This is a genomic window from Ruegeria sp. CF4 (assembly GCF_056537345.1).
This window is the reverse complement of the sequence record NZ_JBQFRJ010000006.1, coordinates 1-18,048: the sequence shown is the minus strand read 5'-3', so window position 1 is coordinate 18,048 and position 18,048 is coordinate 1. Positions and strand designations below refer to the sequence as shown.

The 18,048-nt window shown below is 59.8% G+C and carries 16 protein-coding genes; 4 read left to right on the top strand and 12 right to left on the bottom strand.

The genetic code is table 11. The features are described from left to right. Positions 1-251: 251 nt before the first annotated feature. From ACR0NF_RS13685 to ACR0NF_RS13640, 10 genes are all read right to left on the bottom strand, one after another. Positions 252-1,394 (bottom strand): NADH:flavin oxidoreductase/NADH oxidase, encoded by a 1,143-nt coding sequence (locus ACR0NF_RS13685; protein ID WP_480778427.1) that lies wholly within the window; start codon positions 1,392-1,394, stop codon positions 252-254. A gap of 79 nt (positions 1,395-1,473) precedes the next feature. Beyond that, positions 1,474-2,193 (bottom strand): FadR/GntR family transcriptional regulator, encoded by a 720-nt coding sequence (locus ACR0NF_RS13680; RefSeq protein ID WP_480472285.1) that lies wholly within the window; start codon positions 2,191-2,193, stop codon positions 1,474-1,476. 2 nt (positions 2,194-2,195) lie between these two features. Further along, entirely contained in the window at positions 2,196-3,029 is an 834-nt protein-coding gene (locus ACR0NF_RS13675; RefSeq protein ID WP_480472286.1) for a sulfite exporter TauE/SafE family protein, read from the bottom strand. A 3-nt stretch (positions 3,030-3,032) separates the two neighbouring features. Next, positions 3,033-3,782, bottom strand: a complete 750-nt coding sequence (locus tag ACR0NF_RS13670; protein ID WP_480472287.1) for a DUF1028 domain-containing protein — start codon at positions 3,780-3,782, stop codon at positions 3,033-3,035. Position 3,783: 1 nt separating this feature from the next. Continuing rightward, on the bottom strand, positions 3,784-5,577 hold the full coding sequence (locus ACR0NF_RS13665) for a gamma-glutamyltransferase family protein (protein WP_480472288.1): 1,794 nt from the start codon (positions 5,575-5,577) through the stop codon (positions 3,784-3,786). A gap of 18 nt (positions 5,578-5,595) precedes the next feature. Then, positions 5,596-6,459, bottom strand: coding sequence for an ABC transporter permease (locus ACR0NF_RS13660; protein ID WP_480778426.1), 864 nt, complete (start codon positions 6,457-6,459; stop codon positions 5,596-5,598). A 1-nt stretch (position 6,460) separates the two neighbouring features. Beyond that, the gene (locus ACR0NF_RS13655) at positions 6,461-7,405 is read right to left on the bottom strand and encodes an ABC transporter permease (protein WP_480778425.1); all 945 of its coding nucleotides are present in this window, start codon (positions 7,403-7,405) and stop codon (positions 6,461-6,463) included. A 61-nt stretch (positions 7,406-7,466) separates the two neighbouring features. Further along, complete coding sequence (locus tag ACR0NF_RS13650) at positions 7,467-8,978, bottom strand: ABC transporter substrate-binding protein (RefSeq protein WP_480778424.1); 1,512 nt, start codon at positions 8,976-8,978, stop codon at positions 7,467-7,469. Next, positions 8,975-10,072, bottom strand: a complete 1,098-nt coding sequence (locus tag ACR0NF_RS13645; protein WP_480778423.1) for an ABC transporter ATP-binding protein — start codon at positions 10,070-10,072, stop codon at positions 8,975-8,977. Before ACR0NF_RS13645 ends, ACR0NF_RS13650 begins: the two co-directional genes overlap by 4 nt. After that, complete coding sequence (locus tag ACR0NF_RS13640) at positions 10,060-11,085, bottom strand: ABC transporter ATP-binding protein (protein WP_480472293.1); 1,026 nt, start codon at positions 11,083-11,085, stop codon at positions 10,060-10,062. Before ACR0NF_RS13640 ends, ACR0NF_RS13645 begins: the two co-directional genes overlap by 13 nt. Before the next feature lie 372 nt (positions 11,086-11,457). Between ACR0NF_RS13640 and ACR0NF_RS13635 the strand changes: the two genes are divergently transcribed. Genes ACR0NF_RS13635 through ACR0NF_RS13620 form a run of 4 tightly spaced genes read left to right on the top strand, consistent with a single transcriptional unit; the run spans position 11,458 to position 16,518 of the window. After that, positions 11,458-12,708, top strand: a complete 1,251-nt coding sequence (locus ACR0NF_RS13635; protein WP_480472294.1) for a sarcosine oxidase subunit beta family protein — start codon at positions 11,458-11,460, stop codon at positions 12,706-12,708. Positions 12,709-12,720: 12 nt separating this feature from the next. After that, positions 12,721-13,011, top strand: coding sequence for a sarcosine oxidase subunit delta (locus tag ACR0NF_RS13630; protein ID WP_480472295.1), 291 nt, complete (start codon positions 12,721-12,723; stop codon positions 13,009-13,011). Next, positions 13,008-15,962: a sarcosine oxidase subunit alpha family protein gene (locus ACR0NF_RS13625; protein ID WP_480778422.1), complete on the top strand. Its 2,955-nt coding sequence runs from the start codon at positions 13,008-13,010 to the stop codon at positions 15,960-15,962. Before ACR0NF_RS13630 ends, ACR0NF_RS13625 begins: the two co-directional genes overlap by 4 nt. After that, the gene (locus ACR0NF_RS13620) at positions 15,955-16,518 is read left to right on the top strand and encodes a sarcosine oxidase subunit gamma (RefSeq protein ID WP_480778421.1); all 564 of its coding nucleotides are present in this window, start codon (positions 15,955-15,957) and stop codon (positions 16,516-16,518) included. The genes ACR0NF_RS13625 and ACR0NF_RS13620 overlap by 8 nt, the downstream gene beginning before the upstream one ends. Before the next feature lie 241 nt (positions 16,519-16,759). Here ACR0NF_RS13620 and ACR0NF_RS13615 read toward each other — a convergent pair whose 3' ends face one another. Beyond that, positions 16,760-17,449: a GntR family transcriptional regulator gene (locus ACR0NF_RS13615; protein WP_480778420.1), complete on the bottom strand. Its 690-nt coding sequence runs from the start codon at positions 17,447-17,449 to the stop codon at positions 16,760-16,762. Positions 17,450-17,493: 44 nt separating this feature from the next. Beyond that, positions 17,494-18,048 (bottom strand): maleate cis-trans isomerase family protein (locus ACR0NF_RS13610; protein WP_480667614.1); only part of this gene is annotated, 555 nt, incomplete at its 5' end.

Genomic DNA, 18,048 nt, shown 5'->3' with positions numbered 1-18,048 from the left:
GTGGGCAATATGGAGGCAAGTTGAGTAATATCGCACCCGCAACGCGTTGGTTCGAGTCCCGTGTTTCCGCGTTAGCGCGTTTGGAAACCACTCCTCGACAACGCTGGTGGCCACCAACCTGGAGTGCGTGGTTATTCGTTAAGCGCTTTTCGGTGGATCGCCTAAGAAATGGGCAAATTGCGCTTTAGCTACCGTCGTCTTACCTGCAATCCGGATTCAGGACCAATCGCATTCCGATTGCTGGCAGGTGACTAGAGCGGATGCAGACCAAGTTTGGACAGCAGCCGCTCTCGCTTCATCAGCCACCAGCCCGCCTCGACCGGCCAGCGGGCGTGACCGGTGTCCTCCCCCAGCTCCGCAGCACAGTGCAGGGGCCAGTTGGGGTCGGCCAACAGCTCACGTGCGAGGGCGATCATGTCGGCGTCGCCCCGTTCTATGACAGCGTTGCAAACCTTCGGGTCCCAAAGGAATCCGACAGCCATGGTGGGAATATCTGCCTGCGCCTTGATCTGCGCGGCGAAAGCCACCTGAAACCCTTGTGCAATGGTCATCCGCTGCGGCCTCTCTTTGCCGCCGATCCCGCCCGAGCTGCAATCGATCAGGTCGACTCCCACCGATTTGAGCGCTGCCGCGACCTCAACTGTGTTCTCGACGGTCAGTCCCGACTCCAGCCAATCGGTCGCCGACAGGCGAAAGGCCAGTGGCAAACCCTCGGGCCAGTTTCTGCGGATTTCGCGTGCGACCTCGACGGCAAACCGCATTCGATTCTCTGCATTGCCGCCCCATCTGTCCTGTCTCTGATTGGTCACCGGTGACAAAAACTGATGCACCAGAAAGCCGTGGGCCGCATAGATTTCGATCACCTTGAAACCGGCGGAATGGGCACGTCTCGCAGCGGAACCAAATGCGGAAATGACGGCTTCGATATCGCTTTGCGTCATTTCCCGCGGCGTCGGCCAACCTTCGGCATAGGGGAGGGCAGATGGCGCAATGGCCGGCCACGCCTCTTCGTTGCGTGCGCTTACATCCTCCTCATCCAGTGGCGTTTCGCCGTGCCAAGGCCGTCGCTCGGATGCTTTGCGCCCCGCATGGCTCAGCTGGATGCCCGGTACCGCACCTTCGCGCGTGATAAACTCAGCGATACGCCTCAGTGGTTCAATCTGGCTGTCGTCCCAAAGGCCCAGATCCCCTGGCGTGCGACGCCCGTCGCGGGTCACCGCCGTCGCCTCAGCATAGACCAGCGACGCTCCGCCCATGGCAAACCGTCCCAGATGCACAAGATGCCAGTCATTGGCCCGGCCTTCCACGGCGCGATACTGGCTCATCGGTGAGACAGCGATACGGTTTTTGAACGTCACATCACGAAGGTGAAAGCTGCTGAATAGTGTGGGCATCTTTCTCTGTCTCTGTCTTGTATTAGGAGGGTGGACGAGAGGGGGTCATCCAAACCTGATGGAAGACGCCAAGGTCATGCTAACCTTCTGGCTGCTCGGTGAGGTTCTCGGCTTGCGCATATGTCCTGTCTCGTAGCATGGCGTTTGATACCGAAAGCAGATGCGATTGCATGACCTCTGCGGCGGCCTGGCTGTCGCGTGATGCGATGTTGCTGAACAACAGTTCGTGCTGTTCGCCGAGGCGTACCAGAGTCGCGGACGAATATTGTGTCTCGCGCTGACGTGTCCATTCAGATTGCTTCCGTACAGCGCGGATCGAGTCATATACCGTCAGGAACAACGGATTGTGAGCCAGTTCCGCGATTTTGTAGTGAAACACATCATCGGCAACCCCGTAAGCCTGCGTATCGGCAGCATCCAGTGTGGCCCTCATGAGTTGTTCAAGCGTTCGCAATTCTTTGATCGAGGCGCGTTGTGCCGCTAATGCCGCCAATGCCGGTTCAATCTCCAGACGTACTTCCATGACATCACGGGGCATAACCTTGGCTGCAACGGCGCGGAACGGGCTTGCGCCAACGGCCGGGGGTGGTGACACGAACGTGCCTTGTCCGTGCCTGCGAAACACGGTGCCTTCTTCCTCGAGCTGATCCAGAATCCGACGCATACGGGCGCGGGTAACGGTTAGCGCTTCGGCCAGTGCGCGTTCGGGCAGCAACTTGCCGTTCTTCAGGAAATCGCCGGTTTCGATCCCAGCGCGCAGGGCGGCGGTCAGCTCAGTATCTGTTGGACAATTTCCCAAGTTCAGAACGCTCCGGTCAGGTCGTAAAACATGCGCAAAGACGTAAGCATCAGGAATGCACCAAAGGCAAGGCGTAAGGCACGTTGCGAAATCGTGTGCGCGATGCGGACGCCCACATGGGCAAAGCTGGTTGTCAGCGGGATGATCAGCGCTGCGGCGACCAGATTGACGTAACCGATGGAGAAAGGCGGCAAGCCGGATTGCCCCAGACCTGTTCCGGCATAGATCAGCGCGCCCGGCAGGCCGATGACAAAGCCGATTGCCGCCGAGGTGCCCACCGCGCGTCGGATGTCGTAGCCCAGAAAGTTGAGAACCGGTACGCAGACAGTACCGCCACCGATGCCCATCATCGCGGAAATCGCACCGGCAAACACACCGGTCGTAGCCCAGACGCGCGGAGAAAAACTGCGCGGCGGGCCGCTATTGCCGGGTTTGCGAAAGATCATGTCCAGCGCCACTAGAGCAGCAACCGTCGCGAAGACGGCGACCAGAATATAGCCGCTGACCACGCCGCCAAGCAGGCCGCCAATGATCACTCCAACCAGAATGGCCGGGGCCCAGCGTTTCAGCAGCGCCATGTCCAACGCCCCACGCTTGTAGTGCCCCCAGCTTGAGGACAGCGCCGTGAACACGATGGTTGCCAGCGACGTACCCACTGCAACCTGCATCGTCAGTGCAGGATTGCTGCCGGTCAATGACAAGGCAAAGTAAAGCGCCGGAACGATAACGATCCCTCCGCCAACGCCCAGCAAACCGGCCAGAATACCACCAAACACTCCGGCCGCACCTGCGATGGCGATCAGCGTTGCCAGAGTGGAAAGGTCAATCCCGCCCATATCTCACGCGGGGTCGCTGGCCAGCGAGCGGCTTACCCGCCCTTCGGCCTGACGTTTCGCGTCCGCGCGGGCAATCGCCTCTTCCAGCGCGCCCCGGTCGGGATTGCCCGAGAAATTCTGCTCGCTGGGCATCGCCTCCGCAAAATGTAGATACCGCTCAGCAGCCACATCATAAAGCCTGCGCAGTTCGGCCAGAGGGTCAGCGTGGTCGTCGCTGCGCATATCCAGCCATGCATGCGATTGCCCGCGATGAATGACAAGACCGGCGGCCTGTTTGCCGCGTTTGTCGCCCCCCGCGCGCTCGCCAGCCTCCATGGCCGCCATCAGGCGTTCTGGAAAGGGCAGGCCGGTTTCCGAGGCGTAGGTTTCGAAAGTGGCGTCCACGACATCCGGCCCAGCCAGCATGTTGCCTGCAACCGAATGTGCCTCACCGAGCCGATGCCCGGCCCAGTCGACGCAATCAGCCCCGGTATAGGCCGCAAAGTTGCCCTGTGCGTCCATTAGGTGGGCTTGTCGCGCGTCCCGACCTGAATCCCGGGTGACGAGATCATCCAGAACCGCCTGCGCAGCTTCGCCCGCCTCAAGCCGCCTGAGCCCTTCGGTTCCCCAGACCGGGTTCGAGAACGCCTGAGAGGCAATCGCACTGCGCGCACCAACGCACGGAACGCGCGCGCCGCAAGCGAAGAAGCGGCTGGCCACGATCAGGCCGATGGCTCCGGTCTCGGGGTCTTTTGCGATCAGGGAATACGTCATGTCAGCGTCCTATTGCATAAGCCTGCATCAGCCGCGGCGTTGCCGCCGCGCGCAAGGTTCCATCTTTTTCCCGAAGGGCTGCGGTGAGGCGCCCAACTGTCCAGGGCTCGGCCACGGTGATCTTGTGACCGCGCGCGCGCAGGTCCTCGATCACGGTCTCGCCAAAGGTTTCCTCGATCATCATCTCGCCGGGCGCTGTGGCGCGGGGATAGAACGAGCCCTGAAAATGCATCGAATGGAACAGTGGCGCGTCCATGCATTCCTGCAGCCCCAGCCCGAAATGCACGAAACGCAAGAACCAGATCAATTGCCATTGGTCCTGCTGATCTCCTCCGGGAGTGCCGAAGACCAGCTGGACCCCGTCCTTTTCCGCAAGGCTGGGTGTCAGTGTCGTACGTGGCCTGCGTCCGGGTGCCAGCGAGGTCGGCAAGCCAGGTTCCAACCAGAACATCTGTGCCCGGCTGTTGAGCGGAAATCCCAGCCCCGGGATGACGGGTGAGCTTTGCAACCACCCCCCGGACGGCGTTGCCGACACCATGTTCCCCCAGCGGTCGATCACGTCCAGATGCACGGTGTCACCGCGTTTCTCGGTCAGATGCGACATGGTCGGTTCACCCGCGCTGGCCCCGGTTCTGGCCGAGAAATCACGCGCTGCGCGAGCGACATAGGCGTCTGCCAAGTGTTCAAAACCGGGCACCCGGCCCGGGCGTTGATCCTGTGATGCATCCGGGCCGATCATGGCGCGGCGCTGGGCGGCGTATTCGTCGCTTAGCATATAGTCCATCGGGATTTCGCTATACGCCGGATCACCATAGTAAGCCTCGCGATCTGCATAGGCGAGTTTCATCGCCTCAATCACCGTGTGCACGAACTCGGCCCCGTTCGGGTCCATTGCGCCCAGATCAATCCCCTTGAGGATGGCCAAAGCTTGCAACAAGACCGGCCCCTGACTCCAGGCGTGAGTCTTATGAACGGTCCATCCGTGGTAGTTGTAGGTGAGTGTCTCTTCGTAGGTTGCTTGCCAGTCGGCCATGTCCTTACGCGCCATGACCCCGCTGTTGCGCTGGCCTGACACGTCCATGACCTTGGCATCGGCCAGATATTCGAAGATGCGATCCGCGACAAAGCCTTCGCGCCACACGCGCCGCGCCGCATCGATCTGCTCCAGACGATCTTTATGCGCAGCTTCGGCATCTGTCACAAGGCGTTCATAGGTCGCCGCCAGCGCCGGATTGGCAAAGTTGCTGTGCGGCTCGGGGGCTTTGCCGTCCGGCATCCAGGTTTCTGCGGATGTAGGCCATTCGTCTTCAAAGAAATCTGAAAGACCGTTGATGGTATGCGCCACGCGCGGAAGCACAGGGTGCCCGTCGCGCGCGTAGGCGATAGCGGGCGCCATCACATCGCGTAGCGGCAGTGAGCCATGATCGCGCAGCATCAGCATCCAACCATCGAAGGCTCCGGGGATCACTGTGGCCAACAGACCAGAACCGGGGATCAGATTCAGACCCAACCCGGTATAGTGTTCGATTGTCGCAGCAGCGGGGGCGGGACCTTGCGCACACAGCACCTCGGTCTTGCCGGTTTTGGCCGAGTGGAAAATCGCGGGCATGTCGCCTGCCGGGCCGTTCAGATGCGGCTCAACCACTTGCAAGGTCATTGCCGTGGCAACTGCGGCGTCAAAGGCGTTGCCACCCTTTTCCAGAATGCCAAAGCCCACAGCCGAGGCGATCCAATGGGTCGAGGTGACGACTCCGAAGGTGCCTCGGATCTCGGGGCGGGTGGTGAAATCTGACATGTTCTTTGTCTCCGAAATTCAGTGTTCGCGCGGGTCAAGCGCATCGCGCAGCCCGTCGCCCAGAAGGTTGAACCCCAGCACAACGAGGAAGATCGCGATGCCCGGCCACATGGCCATCCATGGGGCCTGGTTGAGGAAGTTCTTGGCCGTATTCAGCATCGATCCCCAGCTGGGTGCTGGAGGTTGTTGGCCGAGGCCGAGGAAGGACAACGACGCCTCCGCGATGATCGCGGTGGCGATGGTGAGCGTGGCCTGCACCAGCACCGGTGGCTGCACGTTGGGAAAGATGTAGCGGCTGAGGATCTTCGCCGTGGGCAATCCGATGGCGCGGGCCGAGGTCACATAATCCTCAGCCCGGACCGATAACACTTGTCCGCGGGTCAGCCGGATGAAGATCGGGGTCGCTGACAGACCGATGGCAATCATCGCGTTGGTCAGTGATGGCCCTAGAAAGGCCGCCAATGCGATCGCAAGGATCAGGAAAGGCGCAGCCAGCAGCGCCTCGGTGCAGCGTGAGATGATGGTGTCGGCCCATCCACCGAAATACCCGGCGATGATGCCCAGAGGTACGCCCAGCATCACCGCGATCCCAACGGAAACCACCCCAGCCAGAAGCGAGGCTTGCGCCCCCCAGATCATCCGGGCCAGCACGTCGCGCCCGATTTCATCTGTACCAAACGGATGAGCGGCGGTTGGTGGTTTGCGCACCGCGCCCCAATCGGTGGCCGCCGGATCAGGCACCGGCAGTATCGGGGCCAGTAGGGCAATCAACACAAAGAAGGTGACAAGAAAGCCGCCCAGCATGGCGCTTTTGTGGGTGCGGAATTTCTTCCACACACGGTTTTCGGGACGACGAGACAGGATAGGATCGGCAACGGTCATGTCAGGCAGCCCTCAGGCGTGGGTTGAGCAGCACATAGGTCACGTCTGCGAGCAGGTTCATCACGATGAAACCTACGGCGGTGACCAGTACGATGCCTTGCACCACGGCATAGTCGCGGTTGAACACGGCATCGACGACCATCTTGCCGAAACCTGGGATGGTGAAGATTTGTTCGGTCAGCACCGCTCCGGCGATCAGCTCGCCGAACAGCAGTGCGGTCAGGGTCACGATCGGCGTCAGCGCATTGCGGAAGGCGTGTTTCAGGACGACCCGGCGTTCATGCAAACCCTTGGCGCGGGCAGTACGCACGTAGTCAGATTTCAGCACGCCCAGCATGGCCGACCGCGTATGTCGCATCAGCGTTGCCGCCAGTGCGGTACCCAGCACAAAGGCGGGCATCAGCATGGTGGTGATGGATTTCACCGGATCCTCAGACAAGGGCACGTAACCCGAGGCGGGCAACAGGTCGAGCTTTACCGAAACAAGCAGGATCAGCATGATCCCCAGCCAGAAATTCGGAATGGATAGTCCGGACAGCGCCACGATGTTGGCCACGTAATCCGTGACGGTCCCCTTTTTCACCGCTGACAAGATGCCCGCCGGGATGCCGATCACCAGCGCAAACAAGATTGCCATAATGGCAAGCTGGATCGTCACCGGCAGCTTTTCTGCAATCAGTTCGGTCACTGGCTGATTGGTGCGCAGCGAAATCCCCAGATCGCCCTGCAACGCGTTGCCAACCCAGGTCAGGTATTGCACTGGGATTGGATCGTTCAGGCGATATTTCTCGCGCAGGAATTCCAGTACTTCCGGGTCACGCTCTTCGCCTGCCATCGCCAGCACGGGATCGCCGGGCAGCAGCTTTTGCAGGCTGAAAACGAAGATCGAGATCAGCAGGATCGTCGGTATCGCAATCAGGATGCGGCGCAGAATGAAAGACAACATGGCTTGGGCTTTCGATCAAAGGAACCCGCCCGGCCAAAGGACCGGGCAGGCCGTGAGCGGCTTATTTCTCCAGCTTCACGCCTTCCAGACGGATCATGCCGTCAGGATAGGGGGTGAAGCCTTTGAGCCCATCATCCAGTGCCCAGATCCATGTCTGGTGATAGAGGTAAACGATGGGCATATCCGAGGCCAGAATGTCCCGCGCGGCGTCATATTCAGCCTTGCGTGCGTCAAAGTCTGTCGAGGCACGGGCATTGTTCAGCATCTCGTCCACTTTCGGGTCCGAATAGTGGCTGTCATTGATGCCTCCGCCGGTGGTCATGAACTGATGGATATTGCCATCCGGGTCCACACGGCCCGACCACCCGATCTGGCTGGCCTGATAGTCACCTGCGCTCTGATCGGCGAGCAGTGTGGCGAACTCTTTGGACGTGATCTCGATATTGATCCCGGCCTCGGCGGCCATGGCCTGAACGACCTGCATCAGTTGCAGAGGGACGGTGGTGTTGGGGACCTGAACCTCAAGGTCGATCCCATCAGGATAGCCCGCCTCGGTCAGCAGCGCTTTGGCTTTGTCTATATCGCGTGCAGGCACCGGATGGTCGGCGTCATACCACGGCGATGTGGGCGGGAAAGGCTGATTGCCCGGCGCAAAGGCGCCTTCAAACACGACCTGATTGATCGCGTCACGATCCAACGCATAGCTTAGCGCCTGACGGAGACGTTTGTCGTTGCCCCAGGGATTATCGCCCTTGTCTCCGTTGTTCACGTTGATTGTTATGCCCTGATAGCCAAGCGAAACAGCGCTTTCGACATTAATGCCAGCGTCGCCCTCGGCCTGCGTCAGATCAGTCGCGGCCAGACGCTCCAGCATGTCGATGTCACCGGATTGCAGGTTGGCCAGACGTACGGTGGTGTCGGGGATCGGCAGGAAAGTGACACTGTCAAAGTGGATCTGATCCGCGTTCCAGTAATCCGGGAAACGCTCCAGCGCGATCCGGTCCTGGGCCACACGCTCCTTGAACTTGAATGGGCCAGAGCACACTGGGTTCAGCCCGAAATCTGCACCCGCAGCCTTCGCCGCGGTTGGAGAGACCATCATGCCCGAGCGGTCGGCGAATTGCGCCAGCAGAGTTGCATCAGGCGCGGCCATGTTGAAGCGAACCGTATAGTCATCGACCACATCAACTCCGGTCACCGACTTCAGTTCTGACTTGCGGCGCGATTCCTCAAGGTTCTGCGAGCGGTCGATATTGTCGGCCACGGCTTGTGCGTTGAAGGGCGTGCCGTCATGGAACACCACGCCTTCGCGTAAGGTCATGGTCAGGGACGTGCCGTCCTCGCTCCATTCCCAACCGGTGGCGAGTTGTGGGATCAGTTCCAGATCGGGGGTGATGTCGACCAGCTTGTCGCAGAGCGAGGCGTAGACGATGCGTCCCACGAACGTACGGGACTGATCTGGGTCGAGCACATCGGCGTCCGATTGCAGGGCGATGCGCAGATCGGCGGCCTGTGCGCTGAGGGCAGTCGCGCCGAGTAATCCGGCCACAAGACCGGTTTTCAAGACATTCATGATATTTCCTCTCTGTTTTTGGCAGAAGCCTGGGGAGATTGGACAGCCGCGCGATACAGCGCGAACCGCTCTTCTGCTCCGGCGCTGCGGCGTCGGGGCGGGGCCGGTTTTCCGGCCTCTGGTATGGTTTTCCAGTGATGGCAGGCGACGTGATGATCCGAATCCGCATCGTCAAGAACCGGGCTCTGGGCTCGGCAATCGTCCTGCGCAAAGGGGCAACGGGTGTGATACCGGCAACCCGATGGTGGAGACGATGGACTGGGCGTTTCACCTCTAAGCGCCATGTGATCACGGTCGCGGCCCGGCTCGGGTTCCGGTATCGCGGACAATAGGGCATGCGTATAGGGATGGCGTGGTTGTTCGAAAACCTGATCGGCAGGGCCGGTTTCGACCAACTGACCCAGATACATCACGGCGATGCGATCGCTCATATGTCGGATCACGGCCAAATCATGGGCGATGATTACAAGGGTCAGATCCAGATCCTGTTTCAGGTCATTCAACAGATTGATCACCTGCGCCTGTACCGACACATCCAATGCCGAGACCGGTTCATCCCCGATCAACAACCTTGGTCCTGAAGCCAGCGCGCGGGCGATGCCGATCCGCTGTCTTTGACCGCCTGAGAATTCGTGCGGATAGCGGTTGGCGTGGTCCGGCAACAACCCAACCTGAGCCAGCAACGTAGCCACCTTTTCACGGCGCGCGGTCTCGTCCAATTCAGGCGCATGCACCTCCAGCGGTTCGCCCACCAGCTTGCCGACGGTCATGCGCGGATTCAGCGACGAGAATGGGTCCTGGAAGACGAACTGCATCTGCTGGCGCAAAGGGGCCATTTCGCGACGGGCGAGGTCCTGAACCTCCCGCCCCTCAAACAGGACCTGGCCAGAGGTCGGCCGATCCAGCCGCATCAAAAGGCGCGCAAGCGTCGATTTTCCGCACCCCGATTCACCGACAATCGCAAAGGTTTCACCCTTGCGCACCGACAGCGAAACGCCATCGACCGCGCGCACTCTGGTTTTGCGTTCGAACAGCCCGGCACCCAGTGTGAAATGGCGTGTGAGGTTCCGCGCCTCAAGGATTACATCGCGCATCTGACCCCCTTGAGCTGTTCCAGTGGGGCGTAGTGGCAGGCAACCGCATGTTCGGAACCCATCTCTGACAAGATCGGGCGGTCTGCACACTCGCCAGTGGCAAAGGGGCAGCGCGTGCGAAACCGGCATCCAGTAGGCATATCGGCCAGAGACGGCACGGTTCCGGGCACGGTGATCAGCCGATCCCGCGATCCTGCCATCCGCGGGACCGAGCTCATAAGGCCGATGGTATAGGGGTGCTGCGGATCGTCGAATACCGCGTCGACAGGGCCGCTCTCGACGATCTGGCCCCCATACATGACAGCCACATTCGTCGCGATTTCAGCCACCACACCCAGATCGTGGGTGATGAACAAGGTTCCCATTCCGGTTTCTGTTTGAAGCTCTCGGACAAGATCGAGGATCTGCGCCTGGATGGTGACATCCAACGCCGTTGTCGGTTCGTCCGCGATCAGCAGCGAGGGGTTATTGATCAGCGCCATCGCGATCATCACACGCTGCCGCATGCCACCGGAAAGCTGGTGAGGGTATTCGTTCAACCGCTGTTCCGGGGCTGGGATGCCAACGCGGCGCAGCATGGCCAAAGCGCTTGCGTCAGCTTCGTCTCGGTTGCAGTTGCGGTGATGTAAAACGGCCTCGGTGATCTGATCGCCTATCCTGAAGGCGGGGTTGAGCGAGGTCATCGGTTCCTGAAAGATCATCGCCATGCGATCGCCTCGTGTCGCGCCGTCCAGCTGTTCGGTGCGCAGGTCATATGACCGACCTTCAAACTCCAGAAGGCCAGACGGAATATCGATGACGTCACGCTGCAGCAGCCCCATCAGGGCCATGGCGGTGACGGATTTTCCGCATCCGGATTCACCCACGATGCACAAAGTCTCGCCAGCAGATACCGACAGGTCCAAACCATCCACGGCTGATGCGGGTTGGCCGCGAAACGAGAGGCTGAAGTCAGACAGCTTCAGGATCTCGACTGACGAGTCAGACTTGGCGTTGGGGTTTTGGTTGGGCACAGCTCGCAACCTTTATAATAAACCAATATGTAATTGGTTGCAATTTTGGAGCGCAGTTGTCAATGCATCATTGCTGCTTTTTCACCATCAGGATCATATCTCGCCGATAGCGTCGGATGACCTTCGCTTTCGACTTATTCCTTCGGCAGATGCAGTTGCCCTTTCGAAAACCGGTTTTCTATATGCAGGTCGTCGCGCGCTCCCGGCTCTCTTTTTGGCAGGCAAAAACAGGTTCTGTCCGAAGCTCAGGCGCGGGTCTTTTTAGGGCGATGCCCAAGTTTGTCGGTTCTGAAATGGATTCTGTCCGAAACAGCATCTGCAACACAAGCCGAGTTGGGTGCAAACCAAAGACTGCAACGAACAGGAGCCTTCATGCGTTTTTCAGCTCTGCGACTTTTCAAGGAGGCTATGACCGGCCACAAGGGTTGGGGTCCGCAATGGCGTGACCCGGCGCCTGCGGATGCTTACGACTATATCATCGTCGGAGGTGGCGGACATGGTCTGGCGACTGCCTACTATCTTGCCAAGGAATTCGGTGGGGCCCGTATCGCGGTTCTGGAAAAAGGCTGGATCGGTGGGGGAAATGTCGGTCGGAACACGACGATTGTCCGGTCGAACTATTTGCTGGACGGCAATGAACCGTTCTATGAGTTTTCGCTGAAACTGTGGGAAAACCTCGAGCAGGATTTCAATTACAACGCGATGGTCAGCCAACGCGGTATTCTGAACCTCGTGCATTCCGACGCGCAGCGGGATGCGGCGCGGCGTCGGGGCAATGCGATGATCCTGAATGGATCCGATGCCGAGCTGTTGGATACCGAAGGCGTCCGCGCGATGTATCCGTTCCTGAACTTCAACGACGCGCGGTTCCCGATCAAAGGCGGATTGCTTCATCGTCGGGGCGGCACGGTGCGTCACGATGCGGTGGCCTGGGGGTATGCGCGTGGCGCGGATATGCGCGGCGTCGACATTATCCAGAATTGTGAAGTCACGGGCTTCCGTATCGAAAACGGTAAGGTCCTTGGGGTCGACACGTCCCGCGGCTTCATCGGTGCCAAGAAGGTCGGCGTCGCCGTGGCAGGCAGTTCCAGCCGCGTGATGGAGAAGGCCGGGATGCGCCTGCCGATCGAAAGCCACGTGTTGCAGGCTTTTGTCTCAGAGGGGCTCAAGCCCTTCATCCCCGGCGTGATCACCTATGGGGCGGGTCACTTCTATTGCAGCCAGTCCGACAAGGGCGGTCTGGTGTTCGGTGGCGATCTGGATATGTACAATTCATATGCGCAACGGGGCAATCTGCCGGTGGTCGAGGACGTGATCGAAAGCGGCATGTCGCTGATCCCTGCTTTGGGTCGCGCGCGCCTGCTGCGCAGCTGGGGTGGTATCATGGATATGTCCATGGATGGCTCGCCCTTTATCGACAAGACGCATATCGATGGGCTCTATTTCAATGGTGGCTGGTGCTACGGCGGCTTCAAGGCAACGCCGGCGTCCGGCTATTGCTTTGCCCATCTTCTGAAAACCGACCGTCCGCACGAAACCGCGACCGCCTATCGGTTGGACCGGTTCATGACCGGGCACATGATCGATGAAAAAGGGCAGGGCGCCCAACCGAACCTGCACTGAGGGGCTTATCAGATGATTATCAACCATCCTTTGCTTGGCCCGCGCGACGCGCAGGAGTTCACTTATCTGGGCGATGCGTCCCTCATCAACCGGCCCGACTGGCAGGCTGAGAATGCGGCGCAGGCGTTTCACGATTACCTCTACCTGCGCGACAACCCCGCGGGCGAACATCGTGAATTGTGGTTCCACGAACAGGGCGACCGGTCGTGGCTGGTGGTGACCCGCAACACGGTGACCCATGAAATTCTGAACGTCGAGCTGGCGCGCGATGTCGCCAAAACCGCAAGGAAGGCTGCCCAATGACACAACGCAATCGTCTGAACGGTGGCCTGATCAACCGTGACGCCAGCCTGAGTTTCAAATTCGACGGCAAGTCTTATCAGGGGTTTGAAGGCGACACATTGGCCTCGGCCTTGCTCGCCAATGGCGTGCGGCTGATGGGGCGGTCGTTCAAATACCACCGTCCGCGCGGGCCGCTGACCTCGGGTAGTGAAGAACCTAATGCGCTGGTCGAGCTGCGCTCGGGCGGACGGCAGGAGCCCAACACCCGCGCGACCGTGGTCGAGCTCTATGACGGGCTGAGTGCCAATTCGCAAAACCGCTGGCCGTCGCTGGAACGCGACTTCATGGCGATCAACGACCGGTTCTCGAACTTCCTGACCGCGGGTTTCTACTACAAGACGTTTATGTGGCCCAAGGCGTTCTGGGAAAAGCTGTATGAACCGATCATCCGCAAAGCCGCCGGTCTGGGTAGCCTGACCGGAGAAGATGACCCGGATCATTATGACAAGGGCTTTCTGCACTGCGATCTGTTGATCGTCGGCGCGGGTCCGGCGGGTCTGGCAGCGGCGCTGACTGCTGGACGTGCGGGTGCCCAGGTCATTCTGGCGGATGAGGATTTCCGTATGGGCGGGCGTCTGATTGCCGAGACTGGGGCTCTAGCCGATATCTCTGGAACCGACTGGGTTGCGCAGACTCTGGCAGAGCTGGCGTCGATGAAGAATGTACGGGTGATGCCGCGCACGACTGTCTTTGGTGCCTATGATCACGGCATCTATGGCGCGGTCGAACGCAACGCAGATCACCTGATTGCGCCTGAGGCGGACAAGCCGCGTCAGACCCTGTGGCGGATCTATTCCAAGCGCGCGTTGATTGCGACCGGAGCAATCGAGCGCCCGATTGCGTTCGAGAACAACGATCGGCCCGGCATTCTACTGGCCGGAGCGGTACGGGCCTACGCCAACCGCTGGGCTGCGACGCCCGCACAATCGGTTGTGGTGTTTGCAAACAACGATGATGCGCATCAGACGGCGCGCGATCTGATGGCGCGGGGCGTCAAGGTGCCGGCCATTGTCGATACGCGTCCCGACGCGCCCGATGTCGAGGGCACCGAAGTTCTGAAAGGGGCCGAGATCATCAACACATCGGGCCGCCTTGGATTGACCTCGGTGCAGGTGCGCACCGACAAAGGTTACACCCGCGATCTGCATTGCGAGGCGCTGGCGATGTCCGGCGGTTGGAACCCGAACCTGGGCCTGACCTGCCATCAGCGCGGTCGCCCGGTCTGGAACGATGATATCCATGCCTTTGTTCCCGGTGACGGCCTGCCCGTCGGCCAAATCGTTGCTGGCGCGGCCAAGGGCGATCTGACCACCGATGCGGCGCTGCAAGGCGGCGCGGCGGCGGCGGTAACCGCTCTGAGCGATTTGGGAATCACAGCATCCCCTGCCGATCTGCCCGCTGCGGCAGATGCACCAGTTTCGATCAGCCCGTTCTGGCACGTCAAAGGCTCAAAACGCGCTTGGCTGGATTACCAGAACGATGTCACCGTCAAGGACGTCAAGCTGGCGCAACAGGAGAACTTTACCTCGGTCGAGCACCTGAAGCGCTATACTACGCTAGGTATGGCGACCGATCAGGGCAAAACCTCGAACGTGGGGGCGCTTGCGGTAATGGCCGAGCTGACCGGCAAGTCCATCCCCGAAACCGGCACGACCATCTTCCGCCCGCCGTATACGCCTGTTGCGATGGGGGCCTTTGGTGGCCGCGCGGTCGGTAAGGAATTCCACCCGACCCGCCTGACGCCCAGCCACAAATGGGCCGAGGAACAGGGCGCGGTGTTTGTCGAAGTCGGCAACTGGCTGCGCGCCCAATGGTTCCCCCGCAAGGGCGAAACCCATTGGCGGCAATCAGTGGACCGCGAAGTTCTGCAGACCCGCAATTCTGTCGGTGTGTGCGATGTAACCACGCTGGGCAAGATCGATGTTCAGGGCGCGGATGCCGCGGCTTTCCTGAACACGATCTACGCCAATGGCTTCGCCAAGCTGCCTGTGGGCAAGGTGCGTTATGGTCTGATGTTGCGCGAAGATGGCGTGGCCTATGACGACGGCACCGCCGCGCGTCTGGCCGAGGACCATTTTGTCGTGACTACGACCACCGCCAACGCGGTTCTGGTCTATCGCAACATGGAATTCGTGCGCCAGTGTTTGTACCCGGATATGGATGTTCAGCTGATCTCGACCACCGAGGCCTGGGCGCAGTATGCTGTAGCCGGACCGAACAGCCGCAAGCTGCTGCAAAAGATCGTGGATCCTGAGTTTGACCTTTCGAACGAGGCGTTCCCCTTCATGGCCTGTGGTGAGATCACTGTCTGCGGCGGTTGTCGTGCCCGGCTGTTCCGGATCTCGTTCTCGGGCGAGCTGGCTTATGAGATCGCTGTACCCACGCGCTATGGCGACGCGCTGATGCGCGCGCTGATGGAGGCGGGCGAAGAATTCGACGTCGTGCCTTACGGCACTGAGGCGCTGGGTGTCATGCGGATCGAAAAGGGTCACGCTGCGGGCAACGAACTGAACGGCACAACCACCGCGCTGAACCTTGGGCTGGGCCGTATGGTCAGCACCAAGAAAGACTGCATCGGCAATGTGCTCAGCCGTCGTGAGGGGATGAACGCCCCGGAGGCGCTTGCGCTGGTCGGACTGAAGCCAGTGGATGCCAAGGACACCGTGCCAGCGGGCGGGCATCTGATGAACGCCACCGGGCCGGTCGATGCTGCCCATGATCAGGGCTATGTGACCTCGGCGGCCTATTCGCCGATCCTTGAAAGCTCGATCGGGTTGGGCTTCGTCAAAGGCGGTTTCGATCGCAAGGGCGAAAAGCTGCGCCTTGTGAACCCGTTGGAAGGACAAGAGATCATGGTCGAAATCGTCAGCGCTCATTTCGTGGACCCGGAAGGGGAGAAGCTTCGTGCATAAACTGAAACCCATCACCCCGCTGGGCAGCGACGCACCGCGCGTCGATACCATCGGCACGATCACCATCACCGAAGTAGTGGATCAAGCGCTGGCCTCGGTCGCCGCACGGACGGATCAGGCAGGTGCCGTGCAAAATGCACTGGCCGACAAGATTGGTGTGACATTGCCCGAAGTTGGTCAATCCACCGTGGCGGCACCCTATGCCGTGTTTTGGATGGGGCCGGATCAGTGGATGGTCACTGCACCGCATGACAGCCACGAGCTGCTGGCATCTGAGCTGAAACAAATCACCGGCGATGCAGCCTCGATTGCCGAGCAGACCGACGGATGGTGCCGGTTCGATGTGCAAGGTGCTGCCCTGTCCGACTTGTTCGAACGGCTGAGCAATGCCCCGGTTCGCACGATGGAACAGGGCGCGGCGATCCGTACCACGGCTGAGCATCTGGGCGTCTTCCTGTGGAAGCTGGCAGACGATCATGTGGCTGTCATCGGTCCCAGATCTTCAGCAGGATCCCTTCATCATGGTCTGCTGGCGGCGGCGAAATCCATCGCCTGAGCGTCAGCCCGAGGGCAGCGTATCGTCGCTGCCCGCCCGCGTCGAGTTTTTCGCGCGCCGGTCACTGATCGGCGCAAGTCCAAACGTTGCACGATTCAGTATGTGATCGACGACGGTATTGCTTTGGATGGGCTCGAAAACACGGTTCAGGCCGGTGGCAAAGAGCAACTGGTCCAGCTCTCTCGCCTTGATGGGCTTAACCGATAGCGCCGGCCCGAAGAACCGGTCTGCGCGGCCAAATTCAATCTCTTTTTTGTGGGTTCAACAGGTGTTTTTCAATCAGTTGAAAAGCATAGCCTATGTAGATTCTCTGTAGAAACCCGACGGCGACAATGTCTTCACGCTCTAGCGCTTTCGCCAGATCAAAGGTTTCCTGAACCACAGCGTCATAAGCGACGATGCCAACAATCTGTTCCATGCGATGCCAGACGCTGGACGACTGGAAATATGCCTGGTTCCAGAACTCGCGCAGCGAGCGGTTTCCAATCAGAGATGCGATCAGTGCCTGCAGCCGTTGATTCAGTTTTACATATTCCTGAGAGTCCAGCCGCTCTCGCAGCGCAACAGCATCTTCGTAAATCGCGCGCGCTTCTTCCCGATGATGCGCTGTAACAGTGATCGGCGACAATGTTCCGATCATCTGGGCCAGCTCCATCCTCATCTCATAGAGATGGCGGACACGTTCTGCCGAAAGCTCAATGACAACTGTACCAACCCCGTTGCGGGTTTCGATCAGTCCAAGATGTCCGATTCGCGCAATGGCATCTCTGACAGGTGTTCTGCTGACGCCGAATTCCTTGGCAAGCGCGGCCTCTTTCAACTGAGCGCCCGGTGGGTAATACGCAAAGCAAATGCGCTCCAGGATTTGCTCTTGGATCTCGTCTACAGTCACCTTTGGGGGCGCCGCGATTTCCGGATCTGCAATAGTCACTGTTCTGATCCCTCCTCGTGTTCTTAACCATTTCTGACCGCCAATCAGTAATCTCTCAACAACCGTCCGTATCCTGAAATCTGATCCTTGATGCCCGCTTGGCGCAACACATCCCAGGCCATGGCTTGATTCGAACAGACGACCGGCTTGCCAAGTTCGGCCTCAAGCTGATCGACGATTTCGACCGCACGCAATGCGCCACAGCTGATGAAGACGGCCTCTGCCTCGAGCGAATCCACGGATCGTGCCAATTCCATGATGGCATCGGGACGGACGCGGATCATGTCGCTGTCTTTTTCGAGGTTCAGACCGCGGATCGTGGTCACTTCAAAGCCGCGTTCTTCCATATATGTCTGTTCCTGGCGGTTTACTTCATCCAGGTAAGGTGTGCACACCGCGACCTTTTTTACGGACAGTGCATTCAGGGCATTGATCACGGCCGTGATCAGCGAGCTTGCCACTGCGTTCGGGGCGCCTTTTTGCAATTCAGCGAACACCTTGTCTTCGCCCAGAACAAGACTGCCCGAAGTGCAGGCATAGCTGATGACATCCAGGCTGCCATCCGGCAGCAGGGTTTCGGCGGCACGCGCCAAATCCTG